The organism is Streptomyces sp. NPDC005752 (assembly GCF_040630715.1).
Lineage (GTDB): Bacteria > Actinomycetota > Actinomycetes > Streptomycetales > Streptomycetaceae > Streptomyces.
Map to the genome: position 1 here is coordinate 1 of NZ_JBEXYB010000011.1, position 26,150 is coordinate 26,150.

At 71.1% G+C, this 26,150-nt stretch carries 18 protein-coding genes and 1 pseudogene; 14 read left to right on the top strand and 5 right to left on the bottom strand.

Annotated elements, in window-relative coordinates; all coding sequences use genetic code 11:
* Nucleotides 1–137: 137 nt before the first annotated feature.
* Nucleotides 138–461: pseudogene (locus ABZ441_RS11475) on the bottom strand (ferredoxin); the annotation flags it as partial.
* A gap of 371 nt (nt 462–832) precedes the next feature.
* On the opposite strand from ABZ441_RS11475, the gene leuS reads away from it, so the two are divergent.
* From leuS to ABZ441_RS11510, 7 genes are all read left to right on the top strand, one after another.
* Entirely contained in the window at nt 833–3,706 is a 2,874-nt protein-coding gene (gene leuS, locus ABZ441_RS11480; protein WP_358971158.1) for a leucine--tRNA ligase, read from the top strand.
* Between the two features lie 243 nt (nt 3,707–3,949).
* Nucleotides 3,950–4,642, top strand: coding sequence for a hypothetical protein (locus ABZ441_RS11485; protein WP_358971160.1), 693 nt, complete (start codon nt 3,950–3,952; stop codon nt 4,640–4,642).
* A 181-nt stretch (nt 4,643–4,823) separates the two neighbouring features.
* The gene (locus tag ABZ441_RS11490; RefSeq protein WP_358971163.1) at nt 4,824–5,669 is read left to right on the top strand and encodes a DegV family protein; all 846 of its coding nucleotides are present in this window, start codon (nt 4,824–4,826) and stop codon (nt 5,667–5,669) included.
* Between the two features lie 692 nt (nt 5,670–6,361).
* Nucleotides 6,362–7,264 (top strand): ComEA family DNA-binding protein, encoded by a 903-nt coding sequence (locus ABZ441_RS11495; protein WP_358971601.1) that lies wholly within the window; start codon nt 6,362–6,364, stop codon nt 7,262–7,264.
* Nucleotides 7,261–9,921, top strand: coding sequence for a ComEC/Rec2 family competence protein (locus ABZ441_RS11500; protein WP_358971165.1), 2,661 nt, complete (start codon nt 7,261–7,263; stop codon nt 9,919–9,921). The genes ABZ441_RS11495 and ABZ441_RS11500 overlap by 4 nt, the downstream gene beginning before the upstream one ends.
* A gap of 293 nt (nt 9,922–10,214) precedes the next feature.
* Nucleotides 10,215–11,033 carry an arylamine N-acetyltransferase gene (locus ABZ441_RS11505; RefSeq protein ID WP_358971168.1) on the top strand — a complete coding sequence of 273 codons (819 nt, stop codon included), beginning with the start codon at nt 10,215–10,217 and terminating at the stop codon, nt 11,031–11,033.
* 228 nt (nt 11,034–11,261) lie between these two features.
* Nucleotides 11,262–12,146 carry a YceI family protein gene (locus ABZ441_RS11510; RefSeq protein WP_358971171.1) on the top strand — a complete coding sequence of 295 codons (885 nt, stop codon included), beginning with the start codon at nt 11,262–11,264 and terminating at the stop codon, nt 12,144–12,146.
* Between the two features lie 251 nt (nt 12,147–12,397).
* Here the strand turns inward: ABZ441_RS11510 and ABZ441_RS11515 are convergent, their stop codons facing one another.
* Nucleotides 12,398–12,643: a hypothetical protein gene (locus ABZ441_RS11515; RefSeq protein ID WP_358971174.1), complete on the bottom strand. Its 246-nt coding sequence runs from the start codon at nt 12,641–12,643 to the stop codon at nt 12,398–12,400.
* A gap of 88 nt (nt 12,644–12,731) precedes the next feature.
* On the opposite strand from ABZ441_RS11515, the gene holA reads away from it, so the two are divergent.
* The gene (holA, locus tag ABZ441_RS11520) at nt 12,732–13,721 is read left to right on the top strand and encodes a DNA polymerase III subunit delta (RefSeq protein WP_358971177.1); all 990 of its coding nucleotides are present in this window, start codon (nt 12,732–12,734) and stop codon (nt 13,719–13,721) included.
* Nucleotides 13,722–14,133: 412 nt separating this feature from the next.
* On the opposite strand, the gene rpsT is transcribed toward holA, so the two are convergent.
* Nucleotides 14,134–14,400: a 30S ribosomal protein S20 gene (rpsT, locus tag ABZ441_RS11525; RefSeq protein WP_014156344.1), complete on the bottom strand. Its 267-nt coding sequence runs from the start codon at nt 14,398–14,400 to the stop codon at nt 14,134–14,136.
* Between the two features lie 215 nt (nt 14,401–14,615).
* On the opposite strand from rpsT, the gene lepA reads away from it, so the two are divergent.
* The 4 genes from lepA (at nt 14,616) to hemW (ending at nt 22,119) form a co-directional block, all read left to right on the top strand.
* Nucleotides 14,616–16,490: a translation elongation factor 4 gene (gene lepA / locus ABZ441_RS11530; RefSeq protein ID WP_358971181.1), complete on the top strand. Its 1,875-nt coding sequence runs from the start codon at nt 14,616–14,618 to the stop codon at nt 16,488–16,490.
* Nucleotides 16,491–16,799: 309 nt separating this feature from the next.
* Nucleotides 16,800–18,689 carry an AMP-binding protein gene (locus tag ABZ441_RS11535; RefSeq protein ID WP_358971184.1) on the top strand — a complete coding sequence of 630 codons (1,890 nt, stop codon included), beginning with the start codon at nt 16,800–16,802 and terminating at the stop codon, nt 18,687–18,689.
* A gap of 153 nt (nt 18,690–18,842) precedes the next feature.
* Nucleotides 18,843–20,801, top strand: a complete 1,959-nt coding sequence (locus ABZ441_RS11540) for an ATP-binding SpoIIE family protein phosphatase (protein ID WP_358971187.1) — start codon at nt 18,843–18,845, stop codon at nt 20,799–20,801.
* A gap of 85 nt (nt 20,802–20,886) precedes the next feature.
* A complete protein-coding gene (gene hemW, locus ABZ441_RS11545; protein WP_358971190.1) occupies nt 20,887–22,119 on the top strand; it encodes a radical SAM family heme chaperone HemW in 1,233 nt (410 codons plus the stop codon).
* 23 nt (nt 22,120–22,142) lie between these two features.
* Here the strand turns inward: hemW and ABZ441_RS11550 are convergent, their stop codons facing one another.
* Together ABZ441_RS11550 and ABZ441_RS11555 are read right to left on the bottom strand one after the other, a co-directional pair.
* On the bottom strand, nt 22,143–22,961 hold the full coding sequence (locus tag ABZ441_RS11550; RefSeq protein ID WP_358971193.1) for a DUF3097 domain-containing protein: 819 nt from the start codon (nt 22,959–22,961) through the stop codon (nt 22,143–22,145).
* 25 nt (nt 22,962–22,986) lie between these two features.
* The gene (locus ABZ441_RS11555; RefSeq protein WP_358971196.1) at nt 22,987–23,709 is read right to left on the bottom strand and encodes an MBL fold metallo-hydrolase; all 723 of its coding nucleotides are present in this window, start codon (nt 23,707–23,709) and stop codon (nt 22,987–22,989) included.
* 165 nt (nt 23,710–23,874) lie between these two features.
* On the opposite strand from ABZ441_RS11555, the gene hrcA reads away from it, so the two are divergent.
* Nucleotides 23,875–24,891, top strand: coding sequence for a heat-inducible transcriptional repressor HrcA (hrcA, locus tag ABZ441_RS11560; RefSeq protein ID WP_358971199.1), 1,017 nt, complete (start codon nt 23,875–23,877; stop codon nt 24,889–24,891).
* A complete protein-coding gene (dnaJ, locus tag ABZ441_RS11565) occupies nt 24,892–26,031 on the top strand; it encodes a molecular chaperone DnaJ (protein WP_358971201.1) in 1,140 nt (379 codons plus the stop codon). It begins immediately after the preceding gene.
* The last annotated feature ends 119 nt before the right edge of the window (nt 26,032–26,150 follow it).

Genomic DNA, 26,150 nt, shown 5'->3' on the forward strand with positions numbered 1-26,150 from the left:
GCCCTGGTCGCGGTCGGCCTGATCAGCGGGCGCCCGGGGCCCCTTGCCGCTGCCGCTGCCGGTGACGCACTGTGATCAGCGCTGGTCGATGGTTTCCTCGTGTCCGTCGTCTCTCTCGTCCCCCGGCGGTGTGCGGGTCAGCCCCGTCCGCTGTCGAGCGCCCCGCGCGGGGCGCTCGACAGCGCGGGGCGTTCGGTGGGCGCCTGCTCGATACGGAGGGCCAGGGCGGGGCATCGTCGTACGGCACGCTGGGCCCGGCCCCGCAGGTGGACCGGGACCGCGGCGTCGGCGAGCGCCGGATAGCCGTCGGGTCCGATCCTGACCAGCTCCGGAACGATGTCCGGGCACAGGCCGTGTCCCTGGCACAGCGTCCAGTCCACCGCCAGCTTCTCGCCGCTGGGGACGGACTCCTCCAGATCCTCGTAGCCGGGAGAGGGCAACGGCAGCACCCCGAGTGTTTCCGTTTGCGCTGTTGCCCCGATAGCGGGCAGTACGCGGAGTGACCTCCGGAGTTTGTGGGTCGCGTGGAAGATTCGCGCCGACGGTGTGCTCGCCGGACCTCAGGGGTGTCGAGATGCGCACGGCCGCCCGAGCGGATATACGCAGGGCCGGGCGCCGGGCCCGTGCGGTACCCTGACGCCATGCGTGCCGTAGGCCTTCTGCTTAGCGAGCCGCGCTGATCACTCCCGACCGGTGAGAATGCCTGGTCGGACTCGGCGCGGCGTCCCCTCCTGTGCGAGGGGATTTTTCGTTTCCGTAGACGTGTGTCCGTAAGACGTGTGTCCGTGGACGTGGATGCCGGCAGATGACGATCGATGGAGCTTTGAGGATCATGAGCGAGACGAACACCGCGGCCGAGGTGGCCGCGCCGCACCGCTACACGGCAGCGATGGCCGCCGACATCGAGGCACGCTGGCAGGACTTCTGGGACGCCGAGGGGACGTACGAGGCACCCAACCCGACCGGTGACCTGGCGGACGATTCCGGCCTGGCCGCCAAGCCGAAGCGCTTCGTCATGGACATGTTCCCGTACCCCTCGGGGTCGGGTCTGCACGTCGGCCACCCGCTGGGTTACATCGCCACCGACGTCTACGCCCGCCACCAGCGGATGACCGGGCACAACGTCCTCCACACCCTGGGCTTCGACGCCTTCGGCCTGCCGGCCGAGCAGTACGCCGTGCAGACGGGTACACACCCGCGGGCCTCCACCGAGGCCAACATGGAGAACATGAAGCTCCAGCTGCGCCGACTGGGACTGGGGCACGACAAGCGCCGTTCCTTCGCGACGATCGACTCGGACTACTACAGGTGGACCCAGTGGATCTTCCTGCAGATCTTCAACTCCTGGTACGACACCGAGGCCGACCGGGCCCGGCCGATCGCGGAGCTGGTCGAGCAGTTCGAGAGCGGCGAGCGCCCACTGCCGGACGGCCGTGAGTGGGCTGCGCTGAGCGCCGCCGACCGCGCCGACGTCCTGGGGCAGTACCGCCTGGCGTACGCGTCGGACGCGCCCGTCAACTGGTCGCCGGGGCTGGGGACCGTGCTGGCCAACGAAGAGGTGACGGCCGACGGCCGCTCCGAGCGCGGCAACTTCCCGGTCTTCAAGGCCAAGCTGCGCCAGTGGAACATGCGCATCACGGCCTACGCCGACCGGCTGCTGAACGATCTGGACGGGCTGGACTGGCCCGAGGCCATCAAGCTGCAGCAGCGCAACTGGATCGGCCGTTCCGAGGGTGCGCGCGTCGACTTCCCCGTCGACGGGGCGGGAGACATCACCGTCTTCACCACCCGTCAGGACACCTTGTTCGGCGCCACCTACATGGTGCTGGCGCCCGAACACGAGCTGGTCGAACGGATCATCCCCGCCGCCTGGCCCGACGGCACCCATCCGGTCTGGACCGGCGGGCACGCCAACCCGGCCGAGGCCGTCACGGCGTACCGCAAGCAGGCCGCGGCCAAGTCCGACGTCGAGCGGCAGGCCGAGGCCAAGGACAAGACGGGTGTCTTCACCGGCGCCTACGCGACCAACCCCGTCAGCGGCGAGAAGGTTCCCGTCTTCATCGCCGACTACGTCCTGATGGGCTACGGCACCGGCGCGATCATGGCCGTACCGGCGCACGACGCACGCGACTTCGCCTTCGCGCGCGCTTTCGAGCTGCCGATGCGCTGTGTCGTCGAGCCCTCGGACGACCGTGGCCTGGACACGTCGACGTGGGAGGACGCGTTCGCCTCGTACGAGGCGAAGCTGGTCAACTCGGCCAACGACGAGGTCTCGCTGAACGGCCTGGGTGTCGTCGACGCCAAGGCGAAGATCACGGAGTGGCTGCAGGCGCACGGTGTCGGTGAGGGGACGGTCAACTTCCGCCTGCGCGACTGGCTGTTCAGCCGTCAGCGCTACTGGGGTGAGCCCTTCCCGATCGTGTACGACGAGGAGGGCATCGCCCACCCGCTGCCCGAGTCGATGCTGCCGCTGGAACTGCCCGAGGTCGAGGACTACTCGCCGCGCACCTTCGACCCGGAGGACGCCGACACCCAGCCCGAGACCCCGCTGTCCCGGAACGCCGACTGGGTCAACGTCGTCCTGGACCTGGGCGACGGCGCCGGCCCGCGGAACTACCGCCGCGAGACCAACACCATGCCGAACTGGGCGGGCTCCTGCTGGTACGAGCTGCGCTACCTGGACCCGAACAACGACCAGCGGCTGGTCGACCCGGCGATCGAGCAGTACTGGATGGGCCCGCGGGAGGGGCAGCCCACCGGCGGTGTGGACCTGTACGTCGGCGGCGCGGAACACGCGGTCCTGCACCTGCTGTACGCGCGTTTCTGGTCGAAGGTGCTGCACGACCTGGGGCACATCTCGTCCGCCGAGCCGTTCCACAAGCTGTACAACCAGGGCATGATCCAGGCGTTCGTCTACCGTGACAGCCGCGGTATCGCCGTCCCGGCCACCGAGGTCGAGGAGCGCGACGGGGCGTATTACCACGCCGGTGAGAAGGTCAGTCGCGTCCTGGGCAAGATGGGCAAGTCCCTGAAGAACGCCGTGACGCCGGACGAGATCTGCGGGGAGTACGGGGCGGACACCCTGCGGCTGTACGAGATGGCGATGGGCCCGCTGGACGTCTCACGTCCGTGGGACACCCGGGCGGTGGTCGGCCAGTACCGGCTGCTGCAGCGGCTGTGGCGCAACGTCGTCGACGAGGAGACCGGTGAGGTCACCGTCGTGGACTCGGAGCCCGGCGAGGACACGCTGCGGGCGCTGCACAAGGCCATCGACGGTGTCAGCCAGGACATGGCAGGGATGCGTTTCAACACCGCCATCGCCAAGGTCACCGAGCTGAACAACCACCTGACGAAGGCGGGCGGTCCGCTGTCGCGTTCGGTCGCCGAGCGGCTGGTGCTGCTGATCGCACCGCTGGCGCCGCACGTGGCGGAGGAGCTGTGGCGCCGGCTGGGTCACACCCGGTCCGTCGTGCACCAGGACTTCCCGGTCGCCGACCCGGCGTACGTCGTGGACGAGACCGTGACCTGCGTGGTGCAGATCAAGGGCAAGGTGAAGGCGCGCCTGGAGATCTCCCCGTCGATCTCGGACGAGGAACTGGAGACACTGGCCCTGGCGGACGAGAACGTCGTCGCGGCGCTGGGCGGGGCCGGAATCCGCAAGGTGATCGTGCGGGCGCCGAAGCTGGTCAACATCGTCCCTGCGTGACGGCGCCGTGAGCCCTGCGTGAGCGCCGCATCGGCCCTGCGTGACGGTGTCCGGGCTCCGCGTGACAGTGTTCGGGCGGCGCGCGTCCATGCGTGGGAACACTGGATGAGCCGCGCGGGCGTGTCAGGGCTTTCCCTTACGGGCAGGCTGGGGGTTCCGGCGGAACCCTCGGCCTGCCCGTTCCGTTTACGGTAGAAGGGGCGGCCGCACGCGGGTGGCCGATCCCACGACCGAGGGGCGCTCATGGAAGACGTGATCCTGATCCTGACGCTGCTGTTGGTGGCGTTCATGGCCCTCGGGGTGTACGCGGGCGTGAAGACGGTGCGCGCGGCCAAACGCGGCGTGGACCGGACGATCACACAAGCGCGCCGCTCGGTGGAGGACACCGCGCTGCGTGCCAAGAGCTACGGTCAACCCGGCGTGCCGGGGGAGCTCGCACAGCTCAGGCTCACCTTGCGCACATCGATGCGGGCCACCCAGGACGCGCTGAGCGCCGGCGCGGCGGAGGACGACTCCCTCTCGGAGTCGCTGGGCCTCTTCCAACGCCTGAGCGCGCACGGACGCGAGCTCGACAACGACCTCAAGCGGCTGGAGCGCGAGCCGGACCGGGCCACAGTGGCGACGCTGCTGCCGGGCCTGCGGGAGCGCACGGAGCGCATCACACACTCGGCGGAGTCGCTGCGCTGGGCGGCGCGTGACCGGGCCGTGCAGTTCGCCGACGACGATCTGGCGGCGCTCAACGCGCAGATCGACCTGGAGGCCGGTGCCCTGCGCCACTGGACGACCGAGGACCCGGCGCCCCGGAGTGAAACGGCCGGGCACAACTGGAGCGCTCCGGCGGACGGGGTGACGCCGCCGTCGCTCACCCCGCCGGACCCGCGGCTGCACACGGGCTATCCGTGGCAGAAGTCGGCCAGACCGGAGTCCACGAACTGACGTCCTCGGGTTGCGGAGACGCAGACCGTCGGCTGGGCTGCCACGGACATGTCCGTACGCGTACTGAAAGGCTCCGGAATCTTCCGAGGCGCCTCGAAGCCGAATAATGGCCGGACCGGAATTGATCAGCAGGCCGGTCCCGGGCTGCCGTGCCCCCACCCCGGAAGGTAACCTCCGGCTCATGTCCCGCCATGTCGCTATCGTCACCGATTCAACGGCCTACCTGCCGCCCCAGACGATGGAACGGCACGGCATCACCGCAGTGCCGTTGACCGTCGTCCTGGGTGATCAGGCCCTGGAGGAGGGCACGGAGATCTCGGCCCGCTCGCTCGCGCTGGCCCTGCAGAAGCGCCGCTCCGTGACCACGTCACGGCCCAGCCCGGAAGTCTTCGCCGCCGCGTACCGTGCCGTGGCGGAGGCGGGGGCCACCGGCATCGTCTCCCTGCACCTGTCGGCCGAGTTCTCCGGTACGTACGACGCAGCCGTGCTCGCCGCGAAGGACGCACCTGTGCCTGTACGCGTGGTCGACACCGGCATGGTCGCCATGGCCCTCGGGTTCTGTGCTCTCACCGCCGCCGAGGCCGCCGAGGCGGGTGACGGCCTTGACGAGGCGGTCGCAGCGGCCGAGAAGCGCGCGGAGGGCACGTCGGCGTTCTTCTACGTCGACACGCTCGACTACCTGCGCAGAGGTGGGCGCATCGGCGCCGCACAGGCACTGCTGGGATCGGCACTGGCCGTCAAACCGCTGCTTCAACTCGACGGCGGCCGGATCGAGATGCTCGAGAAGGTGCGGACGGCGTCCAGGGCGATCGCACGGCTCGAGGAGATCGTCGCGGAGCGGGCCGGTACGGGTGCCGTGGACATCGCCGTACACCATCTGGCCGCTCCCGACGGGGCGGAGCGTCTGGCGGAGCGGCTGCGGGGGCGGGTTCCGGGGCTTGTGGACCTGCATGTGAGCGAAGTGGGCGCGGTGATCGGGGCGCACACCGGGCCGGGTCTGCTGGGGGCTGTGGTCGCGCCGCGCTGAATCTCTTTCCGGCCCTCACCCAGGCCGGGACTGTGCGGCCCCCTGGCCGGGACTGTGCTGTGACCTCGGCCGGGACTGTGCTGTTGTGACCCCGGCCGGAACTGTGCTGTCGACTCGGTCGACCACAGCGCCGGTGGGCCTTCTCTCTTCATCCGGGCGGGTGATGACGTTTTCCACAACTGACGGGTTATCCACTGTAATTGGGTCGGCTCGGCGGATTTCCGCAGACATGTCTAGCGTCGTGTGGCATGACCTTCCGATCACCTCCCACCTCCTTCGGTGTCACTGACGCGCTGAGCGCGACCGGCGGCGCGGCGAACCCGGCCGTGCATCAGCTCGCGGATCTCCCCGCGCCTGCGGCGATGGATCCGCCGACCCACCCGCCGACGCAGCGGGCCACGCACCGCGCCGCACATCAGGTGTCCCGCGGGTCCGCTCCGGCCGGGCGTGCCCGGCACAGGTCCGGTGTCCGCCCCGGCGGAGCCGCCGGCACCTCGCCGGGCACCGCGTCCGGCGCCGCCCGGCTCGGCCGTCGACGGCGCACTGTGCGCGGGGCGGACGCGGCGGTCAGCGCGGCTTCGCGGCTCCGCGCGGACGCACTCATGACCGGCGACCGATCGGCGGTAGCTGCGGCCGTGGCGGCTGCCGCGACGACGACGGCGTCTACGCGCGCGGGGGCGGCTGGGGCGGGCATGTCAGCGGCGGCGACCGGCGAGCCCAGCCGGGCCCGTGCGGCACCATCCTGGGCGGCGGCTCCGCAGCCGTCCCCGGCCCCCGACGCCGGCGCCACGGCAGCCCCTTCGGCCTGCTCGGCACTCCCGCCGCGCCACAGGGAGCCCGATGGCTCCGTCGTGCGTCCCAGCCGGTGGCGGGAGCTCGGGCCCGCACTGCGGGACCGGTTGCCCCTGTGGGTGCAGTCGCGATGCGGCCTTGAGCCTCGGGCGCTCGCCGCGCTCGCCGTCGTCCTGGTCGGGGCGGCGGTGCTCGCGTGCACCCACTTCTGGTCGGCCCGCCCCGAGCCCGTACGGTCTCCCGACCGGGTCACGGAGGCAGCGGCCGCTGTACAGGCGGGCGGGCCGGAGTCCCCGAACGCTCAGCCTCCAGGTCTCCCGCCCGGCCCGGACCCCGGATCGAAGGCCGGTGCCGCACCCGGCGGACAGATCGTCGTCGACGTGAGCGGCAAGGTGCGCCGGCCGGGGATCCAGTACCTGCCTTCCGGCTCCCGCGTCGCGGACGCCCTACGAGCCGCGGGAGGTGTCCGAGAAGGCACCGATGTCACCGTGCTCAACCGCGCACGTGTCCTGACGGACGGCGAACAGGTAGCAGTCGGCATGCCACTTGCGCCGCCGCCCGCTGGCGGCGCCGGGGCGGGCGGAAGCGCGGGGGGACAGGCCGGTCCGGCTGCGCCGCTGAGCCTCGGCACGGCCACCGTCGAACAACTGGACACCCTGCCGGGCGTCGGACCGGTGCTCGCCCAGCACATCATCGACTACCGGACGGAGCACGGAGGTTACCGTTCGGTCGACGAACTACGCGAGGTCAACGGCATCGGGGACCGCCGGTTCGCGGATCTCCGACCGCTGGTCAGGCCATGAGCGTTCCTGAGGTCCACACGGACTCGGGGCGGCGGCTCGGTGACGCCGACCCGCGTCAGGAGGCTCCAGCCGATCTACGGCTGGTCCCTCCCGCCCTGGCGACCTGGGCGGCAGCTGCCCTGGCCCTGGGTGCTCCGGGCCGGTGGGTGGCGGTCGGGGCGGTTCTCTGCGCGTGCGCCGGTCTGGGCCTCCTCGCCCTGCCGCGCGTCGCGGCGCGAGCCCACCGCAGCAGGGAGGACGCGGCCGGTCCGGTGGACGGGGCTCCCTCGGAGCATCGGAGCCATCCGGACGGACGTACGGAGCCGGTGGCCGGCGCGGGCGGACGTACGGAGCCGATGGCCGGCGCGGGCGGACGTACGGAGCCGATGGCCGGCCCGGAGCCGGCAAGGCCCTCCCGGCGGGCGCGGACACGTACCACTGCCGTGGCCGGGGTGCTGCTCTGCGCGGCGGCCGGGGCGGCGGCGGCCGGGCTCCACGGTGCGGAGGTCCGCAGCGGTCCCGTCCCCGGACTGGCCGAGTCATACGCTCGGGTCGAAGCGGAGGTGACCGTCACCTCCGACCCCCGGCGGACCCGGCCGCGGGTACGCGGCGACCACAGCACTCCGGTGTCCCTGCTCCTTGACGCCGAGGTGGACCGGCTGACCGCTCCGGACGGGTCGGTCACCAAGCTCCGTACGCCGATCCTCGTCATGGTCGCACCGGGTGACGCGGCGGAGCGGTGGCAGAGGCTGCTTCCCTCGACACGCCTCCGGATCAGCGGGCGGCTCGCGCCACCCAGGCATGAGGGGGAGCGCTCAGCGGCCGTACTCAGCACCGACGCGGATGATCCACCACGGGTCAGCAGGCAACCCACCCTCCTACAACGGGCAGCGGGCCAACTGAGGGCGGGGCTGCGGGAGGCCACCGACGGGCTCGACGCCGATGCGCGGGCACTCCTGCCAGGACTGGTCGTCGGAGACACCTCACGGGTTCCGCCCGATCTCGCCGACTCCTTCAAGGCAACCGACCTCACCCACCTGCTCGCCGTGTCGGGGGCCAACCTGTCGATTCTGCTGTTCCTCCTCATCGGACCGCCGGGCACGGCCTCGCGCAGCGAACGCCGCGGTCTGGCACCCCGGCTGGGTATTTCCCTGCGCATGACGGCCCTGACCGGTGGCGGGGTCGCGCTCGCCTTCGTGATCGTCTGCCGTCCGGAGCCGAGTGTTCTGCGGGCGGCTGCCTGCGGCCTCATCACACTGCTCGCCATCGGGACGGGCAGGCGCAGATCGCTGATTCCCGCGCTGGCCGCGGCCGTTCTGCTGCTCGTGCTGTACGACCCGTGGCTGGGCCGCAGTTATGGCTTCCTGCTCTCCGTGCTCGCCACCGGGGCGCTCCTCACCCTCGCCCCGAGATGGAGCGGCGCTCTTCAGCAGCACGGGGTACCTGCCCGGCTCGCCGAGGTGATGGCCGCGGCGGGAGCCGCCCAGGCGGTCTGCGCACCCGTCGTCGTGGTTCTCGCGTCGCGGGTCAGCCTGGTGGCGATTCCCTGCAATCTGCTGGCCGAGTTCGCGGTGGCGCCCGCGACGGTCCTGGGCTTCGCCGCGCTCGCCGCTGCCCCTGTGTCCATACCGGTGGCCCAGATGCTGGCCGAGATCGCCGGCTGGCCGGTCGGGTGGATCGCGTCCGTGGCCCGCACCGGTGCCGCACTCCCCGGGGCGGAGGCCGACTGGCCGGGTGGCTGGCGAGGTGCTGCCCTCCTCGCCGTCCTCACAGCCCTGCTGGTGCTCTCGGCCCGCCGCCTGGCACGCCACCCCTGGGTATGCTCCGCCGCCGCGCTGCTGCTGGTGCTCGCGGTGCTGAGACCGGTGCCGATCACCCGCCTCATCTCGGGATGGCCGCCGCCGGGCTGGACCTTCGCCCTCTGTGATGTGGGGCAGGGGGACGCCATGGTCCTCGCCGCCGGGGAGGGCACGGGAGTGGTCGTGGACACCGGTCCCGAACCCCGCCTCGTGGACCGGTGCCTGCGGGATCTCGGCATCAGCCGGGTGCCTCTGCTTCTGCTCACCCACTTCCACGCCGACCATGTGCGCGGCCTGCCCGGTGTGCTGGAGGGCCGCGAGGTCGGCACGATCCAGACGACGACTCTCGACGAACCGCCGGAACAGGCCGCCTTCGTGAAGAGAACGGCTGCGGCGGCGCACGTCCCGATGGCCCGGGCCGTTCCGGGGGAGCGCCGCAGGGCGGGACCGCTCGACTGGCAGGTGCTCTGGCCTGCGGCCGGCGTCCCGGGGGCGGCACCGGCCCCCGTGACCGAGGAACCCAACGATTCCAGCGTCACACTCCTCGTCAGGTCGGGCGGTCTGACGCTGTTGCTCCTCGGCGATCTCGAGCCCCCGGCTCAGCAGGGGGTGCTGCGTAGCTATCCGGCGCTGCCCCGCGTGGACGTGCTCAAGGTCGCGCACCACGGCTCAGCCCACCAGGACACCGCGCTTCTGCGCAGCGCACGCCCGAGGCTCGCGCTCATCAGCTGCGGCAGGGACAACCCGTACGGCCATCCGGCGGCCCGTACGGTCGAATCGCTCCGATCGGTGGGAGCGAAGGTCCTGCGCACCGACACACACGGCGCGATCGCGGTGACGGGTGCCGGTGCGGGGCTGCGTGCGGCAGGCCGCTCATGAACGCGGGACACGCCCGGTGCGTGCTCCGCCGTCGCGCCAGCCCCGCTCTCGTTGCGGCACTGCCACGGACCGGAGCCCGGCAGGATGTTCGCGCTTCAGGGGCGGGTGCATCCTGCTTGCGCTGCTTCTGGCCGCACGCCGGCTCTCGCTCCGTCATGGCCGACACACCAGCCACCGCCGGCCGACGGCGGTTCCGTCGGCGAATCCGTCGGCTGAACCGCCGGCGTATCCGTCGGCGGTCCTAGGTCCAGGACCTCATGGCGTCGGCCGACACACCGCGACAGACTTCCGGCATGAGTGAGGAAGCGAAGCAGCCGGCCCGACAGCCCGCCTGGGTCGACGCCTACTTGGAACGCATCGGTGCGCCCTGGCCAGTCCGCCCCGATGTCGCCGCGCTGCGGGAGCTGCAGCTCCGGCACCTGTTGACTGTTCCCTTCGAGAACCTGTCGATCCACCTGGCTCAGGACATCGTGCTGGAGGAGGACAAGCTCGTCGAAAAGATCGTGGCGGACCGCCGGGGCGGCTTCTGCTACGAGCTCAACGGCGCCTTCGCCGCACTGCTGGGCGAACTCGGCTTCCGGGTAACCCTGCTCCAGGCCCGGGTGTTCGGCGACGACGGACGCCTCGGCATCCCGTACGACCACGTCGCACTGCGAGTGGAGACCGACGACGGTACGGGCCCGTGGCTCGCCGATGTCGGGTTCGGCGACCACGCCCTGCGCCCGCTCGAACTGGAGGCTCGCGCCGAACAGGACGATCCCTGCGGCAGCTTCCGCTTCCAAGAGACGCCGCAGGGAGACCTCGACCTGCTGCGCGACGGTTCGCAGCAGTTCCGCCTCGATCCGCGGCCGCGCGAGCTGGCGGACTTCCGGGCCGGGTCCTGGTACCACCGGACCTCGCCGGATTCCCACTTCACCCGGTCACTCGTCTGCTCCCGGCGTACCGGGGAGGGCCGGGTGACGCTCCGTGGCCGCACCCTGATCACGACCGTGCGGGGCGAGCGGCACGAGACGGAGTTGGGCGGCGACGCCGAGGTGCTCGCCGCCTACCGCGACCACTTCGGTCTGGTCCTCACCGCTTTGCCCCAGGTGCGCTCGCCCCGGTCCGTGTGACACGTAGGGCACGCGTGCCGACCCCTCCTCAATTCGGACCTTCGGTAGTACCTGCGTACAGGGGTGCACAGCTGGGTACAGCCCGGGGCAACCCCCTCTGAGCTGCTGCGTTTGCCCCGAACATCGCAACGGTGATCGAATGCGTATTCGTCGGCGGGCCGCTGATCCGACAACGACGTCAGGCTGTCAGGGTCCGAGGTGAGAACCGCCCCTGGGGAGTACGTGCACATGTTCGGCCGTTGGCTAGGCAGCAGAGCGAAGTCCGGCAACGCACCGAGCAACGCCCTCCCAGGGCTACCGATGCCGCACAACGCGGGGATGCTGAGCTGCCGAGTGCTGGACCCCGTCTCCGAGCCCGTGCGCCAAGCCGATTTCGTCGTCACGGACAGTGCGGGCCGCAAGGTCGTCGGCGGGGAGACAGACCCGTTCGGAAACGTGGTCGCCACGGTGCCGGCGGGGGAATACCGGCTGGGAGTCACCGCCGAGGGCTTCACGCCCTTCCACGGTCCGGTCACCGTGGCCCAGGGAGCTCATGCCGGCCTCGGCGACGTCTCGCTCCAGGTGGCCCAGCCCCCACAGCTCCCCGACCCGGGTGAATGGGAGATCGAGCCGTCGCACACCCAGATCGGGTTCACGGCGCGTCATATCGGTATGGCCCGCATCCATGGCAGGTTCAACACCTTCGCCGGTGCTGTGCGGATCGCCGACCGCATGGAGGACTCCGCCATGCACGTAGTCATCGACGCCTCATCGATCGACACGAACGTCCAGATGCGCGACGACCACCTGCGGTCCGGCGACTTCCTCGACGTCGAGCGCTACCCGACCCTCGAGTTCTACAGCGAGCGCTTCGTGCACCGCGGCGGCTCCCGCTGGGGCGTCACGGGCGCGCTCACCCTGCACGGGGTCAGCCGTACCGTCACGCTGGACACCCAGTACCTCGGTCTGGGCAACGGCCTGGAGGGCGAGACCCGGGCCGCCTGCCGGGCGACCACCGAGCTGCACCGCGAGGACTTCACGCTCACCTGGCAGACCATGCTTGCGCGCGGCATCGCCGTGGTCGGCCCGAGCATCAAGATCGAGATGGACATTCAGATCATCCCCAAGGGCTGACACCACTCGGAGTGCGGGCCACCGCGCGTCCGGGGCACCTCCCGCCGACGGTGTGGCTGCGGGCACGCCCCCTGGTCGTCTACCGAGTGCCGGGCCGTGCGGCTGAGGGTTCCGGTACCGGCCGTAGGGCCGTGCATCGCGCACCGGCCGTGCGGTCGCCACCGCTTACCACCGGCGGCCGCGCGTGCCGCACCCTTCACGGGACCTCCAGCCACGGCTCGTACTCCCCGGCGCCGCGCGTGCCGCACCCTTCACGGGGCCTCCAGCCAGCCCTCGTACTCCCCGGCCAACGCATCGAGCGCCGCGGAGTCCAGCCGTGCGGCCGGGTCCTCCACCACCACCAGCCACTGGGCGTCCTCGGCATCGTCCTCGCCGGCCAGGGCATCTCGGACGAGCTGCGGTTCCTCGGTCACCCCGAACCGGTCGGGCAACTCACCGGCGACCTCCTCGGCCGCGTCGCGGTCGGGCAGCACCAGCACATGTCTTACATCGCTCACCCGGCCATTCTCCGGTATGCCCGGGCGCGGTACGGCCGGGGTCGGCTGCCCCCGGCGTTGTCACAAGGGCGTGGGATGCTGGACCGCGATGGCCACCAGACGCAGTTCCACCGACGACCCGCTCGCCCCCGTGACGCTTGCCGTGGGCCAGGAGGACCTGCTCCTGGACCGTGCTGTGCAGCATGTGGTGGCTGCGGCCCGCGCCTCCGACGCCGACACGGACGTCCGCGACCTCACCCCGGACCAGCTGCAGCCCGGCACGCTCGCCGAGCTCACCAGCCCCTCGCTCTTCGCCGAGCGCAAGGTGGTGGTCGTCCGCAACGCGCAGGACCTGTCCGCCGACACCGTCAAGGACGTCAAGGCGTATCTGGGCGCCCCGGCCGAGGAGATCACCCTGGTGCTCCTGCACGCGGGCGGCGCCAAGGGCAAGGGGCTGCTGGACGCTGCGCGGAAGTCGGGCGCGCGTGAGGTGGCGTGTCCCAAGACCACCAAACCGGCCGAGCGGCTGTCCTTCGTGCGGGCGGAGTTCCGGGCACTCGGGCGCTCGGCGACCCCGGAGGCGTGCCAGGCGCTGGTGGACTCCATCGGCAGTGACCTGCGGGAGCTGGCGAGCGCGGTCTCGCAGCTGGCCGCGGATGTCGAAGGCACCATCGACGAAGCGGTCGTCGGCCGCTACTACACGGGCCGGGCGGAGGCCTCCTCCTTCACCGTCGCCGACCGCGCGGTCGAGGGCCGGGCGGCGGAAGCGCTGGAGGCCCTCCGGTGGTCGCTGTCCACCGGCGTCGCCCCCGTACTGATCACCAGCGCCCTTGCCCAGGGTGTCCGGGCGATCGGCAAGCTCTCCTCGGCCCGGGGCGGCCGACCGGCCGACCTGGCGCGGGAGCTCGGCATGCCGCCCTGGAAGATCGACCGGGTCCGCCAGCAGATGCGCGGATGGACACCGGACGGAGTGGCGGCCGCCCTGATCGCGGTCGCGGCGGCCGACGCCGGCGTCAAGGGCGGCGGGGACGACCCCGAGTACGCCCTGGAGAAGGCAGTGGTCGCCGTAGCCCGGGCCGCGCGCTCCGGCGGCCGCTGACCCGAGGGCCTCCGGCCCCTTCGCCGGCACCCGCACCAGCCCTTTCACCGGCACTAGCCGGCACCCGCACCGGCCCTTCACCGGCACCCCGCGGCACCCGCATCGGGCCCCTGCCGACCTCGTACCAGGTCCCCCCCCGCCAGGTCCCCCCGGCCAATCCCCCCAGCCAGCCCTCCATCAACCGCCATGCCCGTCAGCCGATGCCGCCGCCCTCTCCGGGAACACCAACTCCCGGAACACGAAGCGCGAAGGCCCCGGCCGTCGTCCTGGGGAGGACGCGGCCGGGGCCTTCGGATCCAACTTTGTGCGCCGCACCCGCGTGGCGAACGCAGGTTCGGTGTGCGGCGCGGGGTGCCGGTCAGGAGCGGGAGAGAGGGCCCGCTGAATCCGTTCCGGCGATCACATCAGTAGCTCAGCCCTGGAGGGCGGCAACCTTGAGAGCCAGCGCCGACTTCTTGTTGGCGGCGGCGTTCTTGTGGATGACACCCTTCGAGACAGCCTTGTCGAGCTGGCGGGAGGCGTCACGGACGGCCACAGTGGCCTTCTCGACGTCACCGGCAGCGGCAGCCTCACGGGCCTTGCGGATCGAGGTCTTGAGCGAGGACTTGACGGCCTTGTTGCGCAGGCGCGCCTTCTCGTTCGTCTTGTTCCGCTTGATCTGGGACTTGATGTTCGCCACGAAAGAGCCTTTTCAGGTTCGTTGGATCTCCTATGTGCGCCACGCCGCTTCTGAGGGCCACGAGGCACAGCTGCCCACGGTAGCAGCCACCCTCGGACCGGCCCAAACCGGTCCCGGCCCCGCAGGCGTGGGACCATGGAGGCTACGTATCGATCCGTCCGACCCGACATCGACCCGAGACACGGCGTCCGGCGTCTCAAGAATCAGGACCCTGCGTGCCCGCGACTCCCATCAACGTGCCCGAGCCGAGCCGTACCGACCCGGCGCTGATCCGTAACTTCTGCATCATCGCGCACATCGACCACGGCAAGTCGACCCTTGCCGACCGGATGCTCCAGCTGACGGGAGTGGTCGACCAGCGGCAGATGCGCGCCCAGTACCTCGACCGGATGGATATCGAGCGCGAGCGCGGCATCACCATCAAGTCCCAGGCGGTCCGTCTGCCGTGGGCACCCACCGAGGGCGAGGACAAGGGCTCGACCCACATCCTCAACATGATCGACACCCCGGGCCACGTCGACTTCACCTACGAGGTCTCCCGGTCGCTGGCGGCGTGCGAGGGAACCGTCCTCCTGGTCGACGCCGCTCAGGGCATCGAGGCGCAGACGCTGGCCAACCTCTACCTGGCGATGGAGAACGACCTCACCATCGTTCCGGTGCTCAACAAGATCGACCTGCCGGCCGCCCAGCCGGAGAAGTTCTCCGAGGAGCTGGCCAACCTCATCGGCTGCCAGCCGGAGGACGTCCTCAAGGTCTCCGCGAAGACCGGTGTCGGCGTGGACGCACTGCTCGACCGTGTCGTCCGGGACGTCCCGGCCCCCGTCGGCCAGGCGGCCGCCCCCGCCCGCGCGATGATCTTCGACTCCGTCTACGACGCGTACCGCGGTGTCGTCACCTACGTCAGGGTCGTCGACGGCCAGCTCAACAAGCGTGAGCGCATCAGGATGATGTCGACGGGCGCCACCCACGAGCTGCTGGAGATCGGTGTCTCCTCCCCGGAGATGACTCCGGCCGACGGCATCGGCGTCGGCGAGGTCGGCTACATCATCACCGGTGTGAAGGACGTCCGGCAGTCCAAGGTCGGTGACACCATCACCTCCCTGAACAAGGGGGCGACCGAAGCGCTGGGCGGTTACAAGGACCCCAAGCCGATGGTGTTCTCGGGGCTCTACCCCCTGGACGGATCCGACTACCCGGACCTGCGCGAGGCCCTGGACAAGCTCCAGCTCAACGACGCCGCCCTGGTGTACGAGCCGGAGACCTCGGCCGCGCTCGGCTTCGGCTTCCGTGTGGGCTTCCTCGGTCTGCTGCACCTCGACGTCGTCCGTGAGCGCCTCGAGCGCGAGTTCGGTCTGGAGCTCATCGCCACCGCCCCCAATGTGGTCTACCGCGTGGAGATGGAGGACGGCACGGAGCACATCGTCACCAACCCGAGCGAGTTCCCCGAGGGCAAGATCGACAAGGTGCACGAGCCGGTCGTGAGGGCCACGGTCCTGGCACCCAGCGAGTTCATCGGCGCGATCATGGAGCTGTGCCAGAACCGGCGCGGCACCCTGCTCGGCATGGACTACCTCTCCGAGGACCGGGTGGAGATCCGCTACACCCTCCCGCTCGCAGAGATCGTCTTCGACTTCTTCGACCAGTTGAAGTCGAAGACCCGCGGTTACGCCTCGCTCGACTACGAGCCCACGGGCGAGCAGTCGGCCCAGCTGGTCAAGGTCGACATCCTGCTGCACGGCGACAAGGTCGACGCCTTCTCGGCGGTCACGCACAAGGACAAGGCGTACGCGTACGGCGTCCGGCTCGTCGCCAAGCTGCAGAAGCTCATCCCCCGGCAGAACTTCGAGGTGCCGATCCAGGCCGCCATCGGTTCCCGGGTCATCGCCCGTGAGACGGTCCGCGCCATCCGCAAGGACGTCCTCGCCAAGTGCTACGGCGGTGACATCTCCCGTAAGCGGAAGCTGCTGGAGAAGCAGAAGGAAGGCAAGAAGCGGATGAAGATGGTCGGCAACGTGGAGGTCCCGCAGGACGCGTTCATCTCCGTCCTGTCGACCGACGAATCCGCCGGCGAGAGCAAGGCCAAGAAGTAGAGCGACAGGCCGCGAAGTAGCAGCCGCCCCGTCCCGCCCGGCTGTCACCCGGGAGTACGCCTTCGGGTGTATCCGGGGCCGGGCCCACGTGCCCCTGTGCCGCGGACACTCGCGGTGCAGGGGCACGGTTCGTTATCAAGCGGCGGCCTGTTGCCCCTTACGCGACGGTGCCACGCGCTCTACTCTGATCACCACCCGTTAGTTACTCGCCAGTTAAACAAGCAGGCCGAGCGGGAACGAGAAGCAGGACAGACGAGCAGCAGCACCCACAAGACGGTCGTAGCAATGCCCGCATGCCCGGAGGACGTCGTGAGCGACACACATACCCTGATCGATAGCCGACCGCCCTCCGTGGCGACTCTCTTCATCGACCGCGTGGCGGCCACCCCGGACGGGGAGGCCTACCGCTACCCGGTGCCGGCCGCATCGGGCCAGGGCCCGGACGACTGGAAGTCGCTGAGCTGGGCACAGGCGGCCGAGCGGGTCCACGCCGTCGCGGCCGGCCTGATCGCTCTGGGTGTCCAGCCGGAGGAGCGTGTCGCGCTCGCCTCGTCCACCCGCGTCGAATGGATCCTCGCCGACCTCGGCGTGATGTGCGCGGGCGCGGCGACCACGACGATCTACCCCTCCACGAACACGGAGGAGTCCGCCTTCATCCTGGCCGACTCCGACAGCCGCGTCCTGATCGCCGAGGACGCCGCCCAGCTGGCGAAGGCCCGGGCGAACAGGGACACCCTGCCCGAACTGGCGCATGTCGTCGTCATCGACCCGGCCGGCGCCGAGCCCGCGGAGGGCGACCCCGAGGGATGGGTCCTCACCTTGGCCGAGCTCGAGGCCATGGGTACCGAACACCTGGTGAAGAACCCGGACGCTGTCACCGACCGGGTCGCCGCGATCACCCCGGACCAGCTGGCCACCCTGATCTACACCTCGGGCACCACCGGCCGCCCCAAGGGGGTGCGCCTGCCGCACGACAACTGGTCGTACATGGCCAGGGCGACCGTGGCGACCGGCCTGATCACCGCGGACGACGTCCAGTACCTCTGGCTGCCGCTCGCGCACGTCTTCGGCAAGGTGCTCACGTCCGGCCAGATCGAGGTCGGTCACGTCACGGCCGTCGACGGCCGGGTCGACAAGATCATCGAGAACCTTCCGGTGGTCCGGCCGACCTACATGGCGGCCGTTCCCCGCATCTTCGAGAAGGTCTACAACGGGGTCGCGGCCAAGGCGCGGGCCGGCGGCGGCGCCAAGTACAAGATCTTCCAGTGGGCGTCCGGCGTCGCCCGCGAGTACGCCACGGTGTCGCAGGACAACTTCCGCCGCACGGGCAAGGCGTCCGTGCCGTTCGCACTCGGCGCCAAGCACAAGGTCGCCGACACCCTCGTCTTCGCGAAGATCCGCGAGGCCTTCGGCGGAAACCTCCGAGCCTGCATCTCGGGCTCGGCCGCCCTCGCCCCCGACATCGGTCTCTTCTTCTCCGGAGCGGGCATCCACATCCTGGAAGGCTACGGACTCACGGAGTCCAGCGCCGCGTCCTTCGTCAACCCGGGCGAGGCCTACCGCACCGGCACCGTGGGCAAGCCGCTCCCCGGCACCGAGGTCCGGATCGCCGACGACGGCGAGATCCTGCTGCGCGGCCCCGGCCTGATGGAGGGCTACCACCGGCTGCCCGAGAAGACCGCGGAGGTGCTGGAGTCCGACGGCTGGTTCCACACCGGCGACATCGGCGAGCTCTCCGAGGACGGCTACCTGCGGATCACCGACCGCAAGAAGGACCTGATCAAGACGTCCGGCGGCAAGTACATCGCCCCGGCGGAGGTCGAGGGACAGTTCAAGGCCGTGTGCCCGTTCGTCTCCAACATCCTGGTGCACGGCGCGGACCGTAACTTCTGCACCGCCCTCATCTCGCTCGACGAGCCGACCATCCTCGGCTGGGCGGAGGAGAACGGACTGGGCGGCAAGCCGTACGCCGACGTGGTGGCCTCCCCGCAGGCCGTCGAGCTCATCGAGGGCTATGTGAAGCGGCTCAACGAGGGACTCCAGCGCTGGCAGACCATCAAGAAGTTCCGGCTCCTGCCGCGCGACCTCGACATCGAGCACGGAGAGCTGACCCCCAGCCTCAAGCTGAAGCGGCCGGTCGTCGAGCGCGAGTACAAGGACCTCATCGACGACATGTACGCGGGCTCCCGCGAGGCGTGACGGCCGAGGAGTGACTCCGGCCCGGGGCCGGTGGGTGCGCGAGCACCCACCGGCCCCGGGAAGTTCCGTCACTCGGCGCTTATGGGAACGCCCGGTCTGTCACTCTGTCGGGATACGTCAGCGGCGTTTCGCGAGATCGTCAGGAGCCGCACCGTGGGGCCCATTCCCTTGCAGCGGGACAGCGTCCAGCGTCCCGGCGCCGTCGTCGCAGGTCAGGGCGACGACCGGCGTCCGGTCGCCCGCACGAGCCTGCCCGGCATCCCGCAGGCTTCGGCCGCGGCCCGCAGATTCGTCAGGGCGGCGCTCGCCGACTGGACCGGACTCGGCCTGCCTACCGCCGGTGAGTTCGGCGAACGGCTCACCGACGACGCACTGACCGTGGCCAGCGAACTGGTCACCAACGCGGTCGTGCACGCCGGCACGACGGTCGAGCTGCTCCTCAGGCTGGAGGACTCCGCCGGACCCGAACCGGCCGCGCTGGTGCTGGAGATCACCGACCACCACCCCGCCCGGTCGGTGCGCGACGGCCGGGCCGAGAGGCCCGACCCCGCCGAGTACGGCCGGGGACTCCAGCTCGTCGCCACCCTCGCCGAATCCTGGGGCATCACCTACCGCACCGGCCTCAAGACCGTCTGGGCCCGGCTGCCCGGCGACGACCGCTACGGACTGCCCGACACCCCGGCCGGCGACGAGGCCACCCGCAGGCGTGCCCTGCGCGCCGAAGGACCCCTGACCCCGCCGGCCGGGCACGCCGCGCGCGACGACGCGGGCTGGGCCGGGCGCGGCGGGCTCTCCTTCCTCGCCGAGGCGTCCGGCCTCCTCGCGGGCCACCTCGACGAGGACCTGGTGGCATCGACGGCGGGGCCACTCCTGGTGCCCGGGCTCGCCGACTGGTGTGCGATATGGCTGGAGAGCGAGGGCGGTGGACCGGCGGCCGCCCCCAGGCTCGCAGGGGTCTGGCACCGCGACGAGGCGCGGGCCGAGCTACTGCGCCCCGCGCTGCAGAAGGAGCCGCTCCGCTTACCCGGGAGCGTCGGTACCGGCCCCGTGCCCATCCCGTGGCCGGGAAGCGCCACGACGGAGCGCGGGGACGTCACGGGCGCCGCGCTCGCCCACCGCATCATCTCGGGCGGGCGTACGCTCGGCGCCGTCCTCGTGGGCCGCGAGGGCACCGACCACATCCCCGACGAGGTCGCCGCGCTCCTCGCGGACTTCGTACGCCGGGTCGGCCTCGCCGTGGGCGCCGCCCGCGCCTACACCCGTCAGGCCACCATCAGCCGCATCCTGCAGCGCGGACTGCTGCCCAGCAAGGTCGCCGAGATACCCGGGGTCACCAGCGCGCTGGTGTACGAGCCGGGCGACGACGGCGTGGTCGGCGGTGACTTCTACGACCTCTTCCCGTGCCCCGGCGGCCGCTGGTGCTTCGTGCTCGGCGACGTCCAGGGCAGCGGCCCGGAAGCCGCCGTCGTGACCGGTCTCGCGCGGCCCTGGCTGCGCCTGCTGTCCCGGGAGGGCTACCGCGTCGGCGAGGTCCTCGACCGGCTCAACCGGCTCCTGCTGGACGACGCCATGGAGGCGGCCGAGGCAGCCGCCCTCATGGTCGCCGCGGCAGGCGGCCAGCAGATCCAGGGCGGCGAGCAGATGCAGGACGGCTCCCAGTCCCGCTTCCTCTCCCTCCTCTACGGCGACCTCGTGCCACAGCCGGGCGGCGGCGTGCGCTGCACCGTGGCGAGCGCCGGCCATCCGCTCCCGCTGCTGCTGCGCCCCGACGGCTCCGTACACCCGGCCGCCGAGCCGCAGGTGCTTCTCGGAGTCGTCGAGGACGTGGCGTACGGGAGCCAGAGCTTCGACCTGGCTCCCGGCGACAGCCTGCTCTGCGTCACCGACGGAGTGACGGAAAGGCGCTCGGGGCGGCTGATGTTCGACGACGACGACGGCCTCGCGCGGGTCCTCGCGGGCTGCGCGGGGCTCTCGGCCGCCGCGACGGCCGACCGGATCAAGCAGGCCGTCCACGCCTTCGCCGAGCGACCGCCCGACGACGACCTGGCCCTGCTCGTGATCCGGGTCGACGCAGACGCGGACGAGCCGGGCGGCGCCACAGCCGCCGGGTGACAGCCGTCCGACGGAAGGCATACGGGGTCGGCCTCCGAGAGGCAGGCGTGCGGGGCAGCTCCGCCGGCGAGTGACAATGGACGGTATGCCTTCCGTACTGCCCGATGGTGAGCCCGTGCCCGACGACGGGGCGCTGCCCCGCCACGCCCTGGAAGGCGCCGCCGGCCGGCCGCTCGGCTTCTACCTGCACGTGCCCTACTGCGCCACCCGCTGCGGCTACTGCGACTTCAACACCTACACCGCGACCGAGCTGCGCGGTTCCGGCGGCGCACTGGCCTCCAGGGACAACTACGCGGCCCATCTCGTCGAGGAGGTCCGCCAAGCCCGCAAGGTCCTCGGCGACGACCCCCGCCCCGTCCGCACGGTCTTCGTCGGCGGCGGCACACCGACGCTGCTGCCCGCGGCCGACCTCGTCCGGATGCTCGCTGCGATCCGGGAGGAGTTCGGGCTCGCGGAGGACGCCGAGATCACCACGGAGGCCAATCCGGAGTCCGTCGATCCGGCGTATCTCGCGGCGCTGCGGGAGGGCGGCTTCAACCGCGTCTCCTTCGGTATGCAGAGCGCCCGGCAGCACGTCCTGAAAGTCCTCGACCGCACCCACACGCCCGGCAGGCCCGAGGCATGCGTCGCCGAGGCCCGTGCGGCCGGTTTCGAGCACGTCAACCTGGACCTGATCTACGGGACCCCCGGCGAGTCCGACGACGACTGGCGGGCCTCCCTCGACGCGGCGATCGGCGCCGGGCCCGACCACGTGTCGGCGTACGCGCTGATCGTCGAGGAAGGGACCCAGCTCGCCCGCCGTATCCGCCGGGGCGAGGTCCCGATGACGGACGACGACGTCCACGCCGACCGCTACCTGATCGCCGACGAGGCGATGGCGGCGGCGGGCTTCTCCTGGTACGAGGTCTCGAACTGGTCCCGTACGCCCGAGGGCCGCTGCCTGCACAACGAGCTGTACTGGCGCGGCGCCGACTGGTGGGGTGCCGGACCCGGGGCCCACAGCCACGTCGGCGGGGTGCGCTGGTGGAACGTCAAGCACCCCGGGGCCTACGCGCAGGCCCTGGCCGAGGGCCGCTCGCCCGGCGCCGGCCGTGAGGTGCTCGGTGACGAGGACCGGCGGGTCGAGCGCATCCTGCTGGAACTGCGGCTCGTCGAGGGCTGCCCGCTGTCGCTGCTCGCCCCCGCGGGCCTGGCTGCGGCCGGCCGCGCGGTCGCGGACGGACTGCTGGAGCCCGGACCGTACGACGAGGGGCGCGCCGTCCTCACACTGCGGGGCAGGCTGCTGGCCGACGCCGTGGTGCGGGACCTGGTGGACTGAGGGCCGGGTCCGTGCCGGGGGTGTCAGGCGGGAAGGGTGACGAAGTCGATCAGTTCCTCGACACGCCCCAGCAGCTGCGGCTCCAGGTCCTTGTACGAGCCGACCCTTGAAAGAATGTGCTGCCAGGCCGCGCCCGTGTTCTCCGGCCAGCCCAGCGCACGGCACACGCCCGTCTTCCAGTCCTGCCCGCGCGGCACCACCGGCCACGCGGGGATACCCACGGACGACGGCTTCACGGCCTCCCAGACATCGATGTACGGATGTCCCACCACCAGCACGTGCGCGTCGGTGACCTGGGCGGCGATCCGGGACTCCTTCGAACCGGGCACCAGGTGGTCGACCAGGACACCGAGCCGGGCGTCCGGACCGGGTGAGAACTCCCGCACGATCGCCGGGAGGTCGTCGACGCCCTCCAGGTACTCCACCACCACGCCCTCGATGCGCAGGTCGTCGCCCCAGACCCGCTCCACGAGCTCGGCGTCGTGCCGCCCCTCCACGTAGATGCGGCCGGCGCGCGCCACACGCGCCCGCGCTCCGGGGACCGCCACGGAACCGGAGGCCGTACGTGAGGGGCGGACGGGGCCGCCGGCCGACGGGCGCACCAGGGTGACCACCCTGCCCTTCAGCAGGAAACCACGCGGCTCCATGGGGAAGACCCGGTGCTTGCCGAAGCGGTCCTCCAGCGTGACCGTCGGGCCCTGAGCCGTCTTCTCGCAGTGGATCACCGCACCGCAGAAGCCGGTGACGGCCTCCTCGACGACCAGATCGGGTTCTGCGGGGACCTCGGGGGCGGGAGCGGACTTCTTCCACGGCGGGGTCAGATCCGGCTGGTAGCTGCGCATGGCACGACGATAAACGGAGGCCCTTTCACGACACGCCGAAGCGGGCGGCCAGTCGGGCGCGCTGCGCCCGTACGAACGCCGCGTCCACCACCGCCCCGTGTCCCGGCACGTACGACGCGTCCTCGCCGCCGAGCTCCAGCAGCCGGTCCAGCGCCGCCGGCCAGTGCGAGGGGACCGCGTCCCGGCCCGCCTGCGGCTCGCCGGACTCCTCGACCAGGTCGCCGCAGAGCACCACGACAGGTGACCCCGGAACCAGCACCGCGAGGTCGTGGCCGCTGTGCCCGGGGCCCACATTGGCCAGCAGCACCTGGAGCCCGCCCCCGAGGTCGAGCGTCCACTCGCCGCTCACCTGATGCCGCGGGGCCACCAGCGCGTCCGTCGCCGCAGTGGCGTCGGCCTCACTCATGCCGTGCCGAAGCGCGTCCGCGCGCAGTTCCCCGGCGCCCCGCCCCAGCAGATCCGCCGTGCCGACCGCCCCGTAGACCTCCGCCCCGGAGAAGGCGGCCGTGCCCAGCACATGGTCGAAGTGCGGATGACTCAATGCGATATGCGTCACCCTCCGGCCCAGCATGCTCTCCGCCTGGGAGCGCAGCTCGACTCCCTCCCGGAGCGTCGAACCCGTGTCGTAGAGCAGCACACCGTCCGCCCCGGCCACCAGTGCGGCGGTCGCGTCCCAGACGGGAAGGCGTCGCCGCCCCGTACCGTTGCCCAACCGCTCCCAGCCGAACTCTTCCCAAGAGACGTCCATACGGCGACGCTATCGGCAACGACCTGCGCAGTCCCGCGACGGCGTGGCCGGTCGGCCTTGCCCCGGGACCACCCTCCCCCCGTACACTGACCGGGGGGATTGCTGGCACTCGAATGCACAGAGTGCCAGGCAGACGCCGGAGAACCACAGCTGGAGGTGTGCGCGGTGCTCAGCGAACGCAGACTCGAAGTGCTGCGCGCCATCGTCCAGGACTATGTCGGCACCGAGGAGCCCGTCGGCTCCAAGGCGCTCACGGAGCGGCACAGCCTGGGGGTCTCCCCGGCGACCGTCCGCAACGACATGGCGGTGCTGGAGGACGAGGGCTTCATCGCCCAGCCGCACACGAGTGCGGGGCGTATTCCGACGGACAAGGGCTACCGTCTCTTCGTCGACAGACTCGCGGGCGTCAAGCCCCTGTCTTCGCCGGAGCGCCGGGCCATCCAGAACTTCCTCGACGGCGCGGTCGACCTCGACGACGTCGTGGGCCGCACGGTCCGGCTGCTCGCGCAGCTGACCAGACAGGTCGCCGTCGTGCAGTACCCCTCGCTGACCCGGTCGACGGTCCGGCACGTGGAGTTGCTGTCGCTGGCTCCGGCCCGGCTGATGCTCGTGCTGATCACGGACACGGGCCGGGTCGAACAACGTATGATCGACTGCCCTGCTCCGTTCGGTGACATGTCGCTGGCCGATCTGCGGGCCCGGCTCAACAGCCGGGTCGTCGGACGACGCTTCGCGGACGTGCCCCGGCTGGTGCAGGACCTTCCGGAGTCCTTCGAGACCGAGGACCGGGGCACCGTGTCGACGGTGCTCTCCGTCCTTCTCGAAACCCTGGTCGAAGAGACGGAGGAGCGGCTGATCATCGGCGGCACCTCCAACCTCACCCGCTTCGGGCACGATTTCCCTGTGATGATCCGGCCGGTGCTGGAGGCACTGGAGGAGCAGGTCGTGCTGCTGAAGCTGCTCGGTGAGGCAACGGATTCGGGCATGACCGTACGGATCGGGCACGAGAACGCCCATGAGGGCCTCAACTCCACGTCCGTCGTCGCGGTCGGCTACGGTTCGGGCGACGAGGCAGTCGCCAAACTCGGCGTGGTCGGACCGACCCGCATGGACTACCCCGGAACGATGGGAGCGGTACGCGCAGTGGCACGTTACGTCGGACAGATCCTGGCGGAGTCGTAAGTGGCCACGGACTACTACGCCGTACTAGGCGTACGCCGCGACGCATCCCAGGACGAGATCAAGAAGGCATTCCGTCGGCTCGCCCGCGAGCTGCACCCGGATGTCAACCCGGATCCGAAGACCCAGGAGCGGTTCAAGGAGATCAACGCCGCTTACGAGGTGCTCTCGGACCCGCAGAAGAAGCAGGTCTACGACCTCGGCGGCGACCCGCTGTCCGCCTCGGGCGGCGGCGGTGGCGCGGGAGGGTTCGGAGCCGGCGGCTTCGGCAACTTCAGCGACATCATGGACGCGTTCTTCGGCACTGCGTCGCAGCGCGGACCCCGTTCGCGCACCCGGCGCGGCCAGGACGCCATGATCCGCCTGGAGATCGACCTCTCCGAGGCGGCCTTCGGTACGACCAAGGACATCCAGGTCGACACGGCGGTCGTCTGTACGAGCTGCAGTGGCGAGGGCGCCGCACCCGGCACCTCCGCGCAGACCTGCGACATGTGCCGCGGCCGTGGCGAGGTGTCCCAGGTCACCAGGTCCTTCCTCGGTCAGGTCATGACCTCCCGGCCCTGCCCGCAGTGCCAGGGCTTCGGCACGGTCGTCCCGACCCCGTGCCCCGAGTGCGCCGGCGACGGCCGCATCCGGTCGAGGCGCACCCTCACCGTGAAGATCCCGGCAGGTGTCGACAACGGCACCCGGATCCAGCTCGCGGGCGAGGGCGAGGTCGGCCCCGGCGGCGGCCCCGCCGGCGACCTGTACGTCGAGATCCATGAGCTGCCTCACGCCGTGTTCCAGCGGCGTGGCGACGATCTGCACTGCACGGTCACCATCCCGATGACGGCGGCGGCCCTCGGCACCCAGGTGCCGCTGGAGACGCTGGACGGCCTGGAGGAGATCGACATCAGGCCGGGCACCCAGTCCGGCCAGTCGGTCCCGCTGCACGGGCGCGGCATCACGCATCTGCGTGGTGGCGGGCGCGGGGACCTGATCGTGCACGTCGAGGTGCTGACCCCGACGAAGATGGACCCCGAGCAGGAGCGCCTCCTGCGGGAGCTGTCCAAGCTGCGTGGTGAGGAGCGGCCCACCGGGCAGTTCCAGCCGGGGCAGCAGGGGCTCTTCTCCCGTCTGAAGGACGCCTTCAACGGCCGCTGAACCCTGTCACCGCACCGCCCGCCGGTCCCGTACCGGCGGGCGGTGCCGTGTGTCCGGGGCCCGTCGGTGGGGTGCAACCGCTGATTCGGCACGATCCTCAGGACGTGGCACGATGCGCT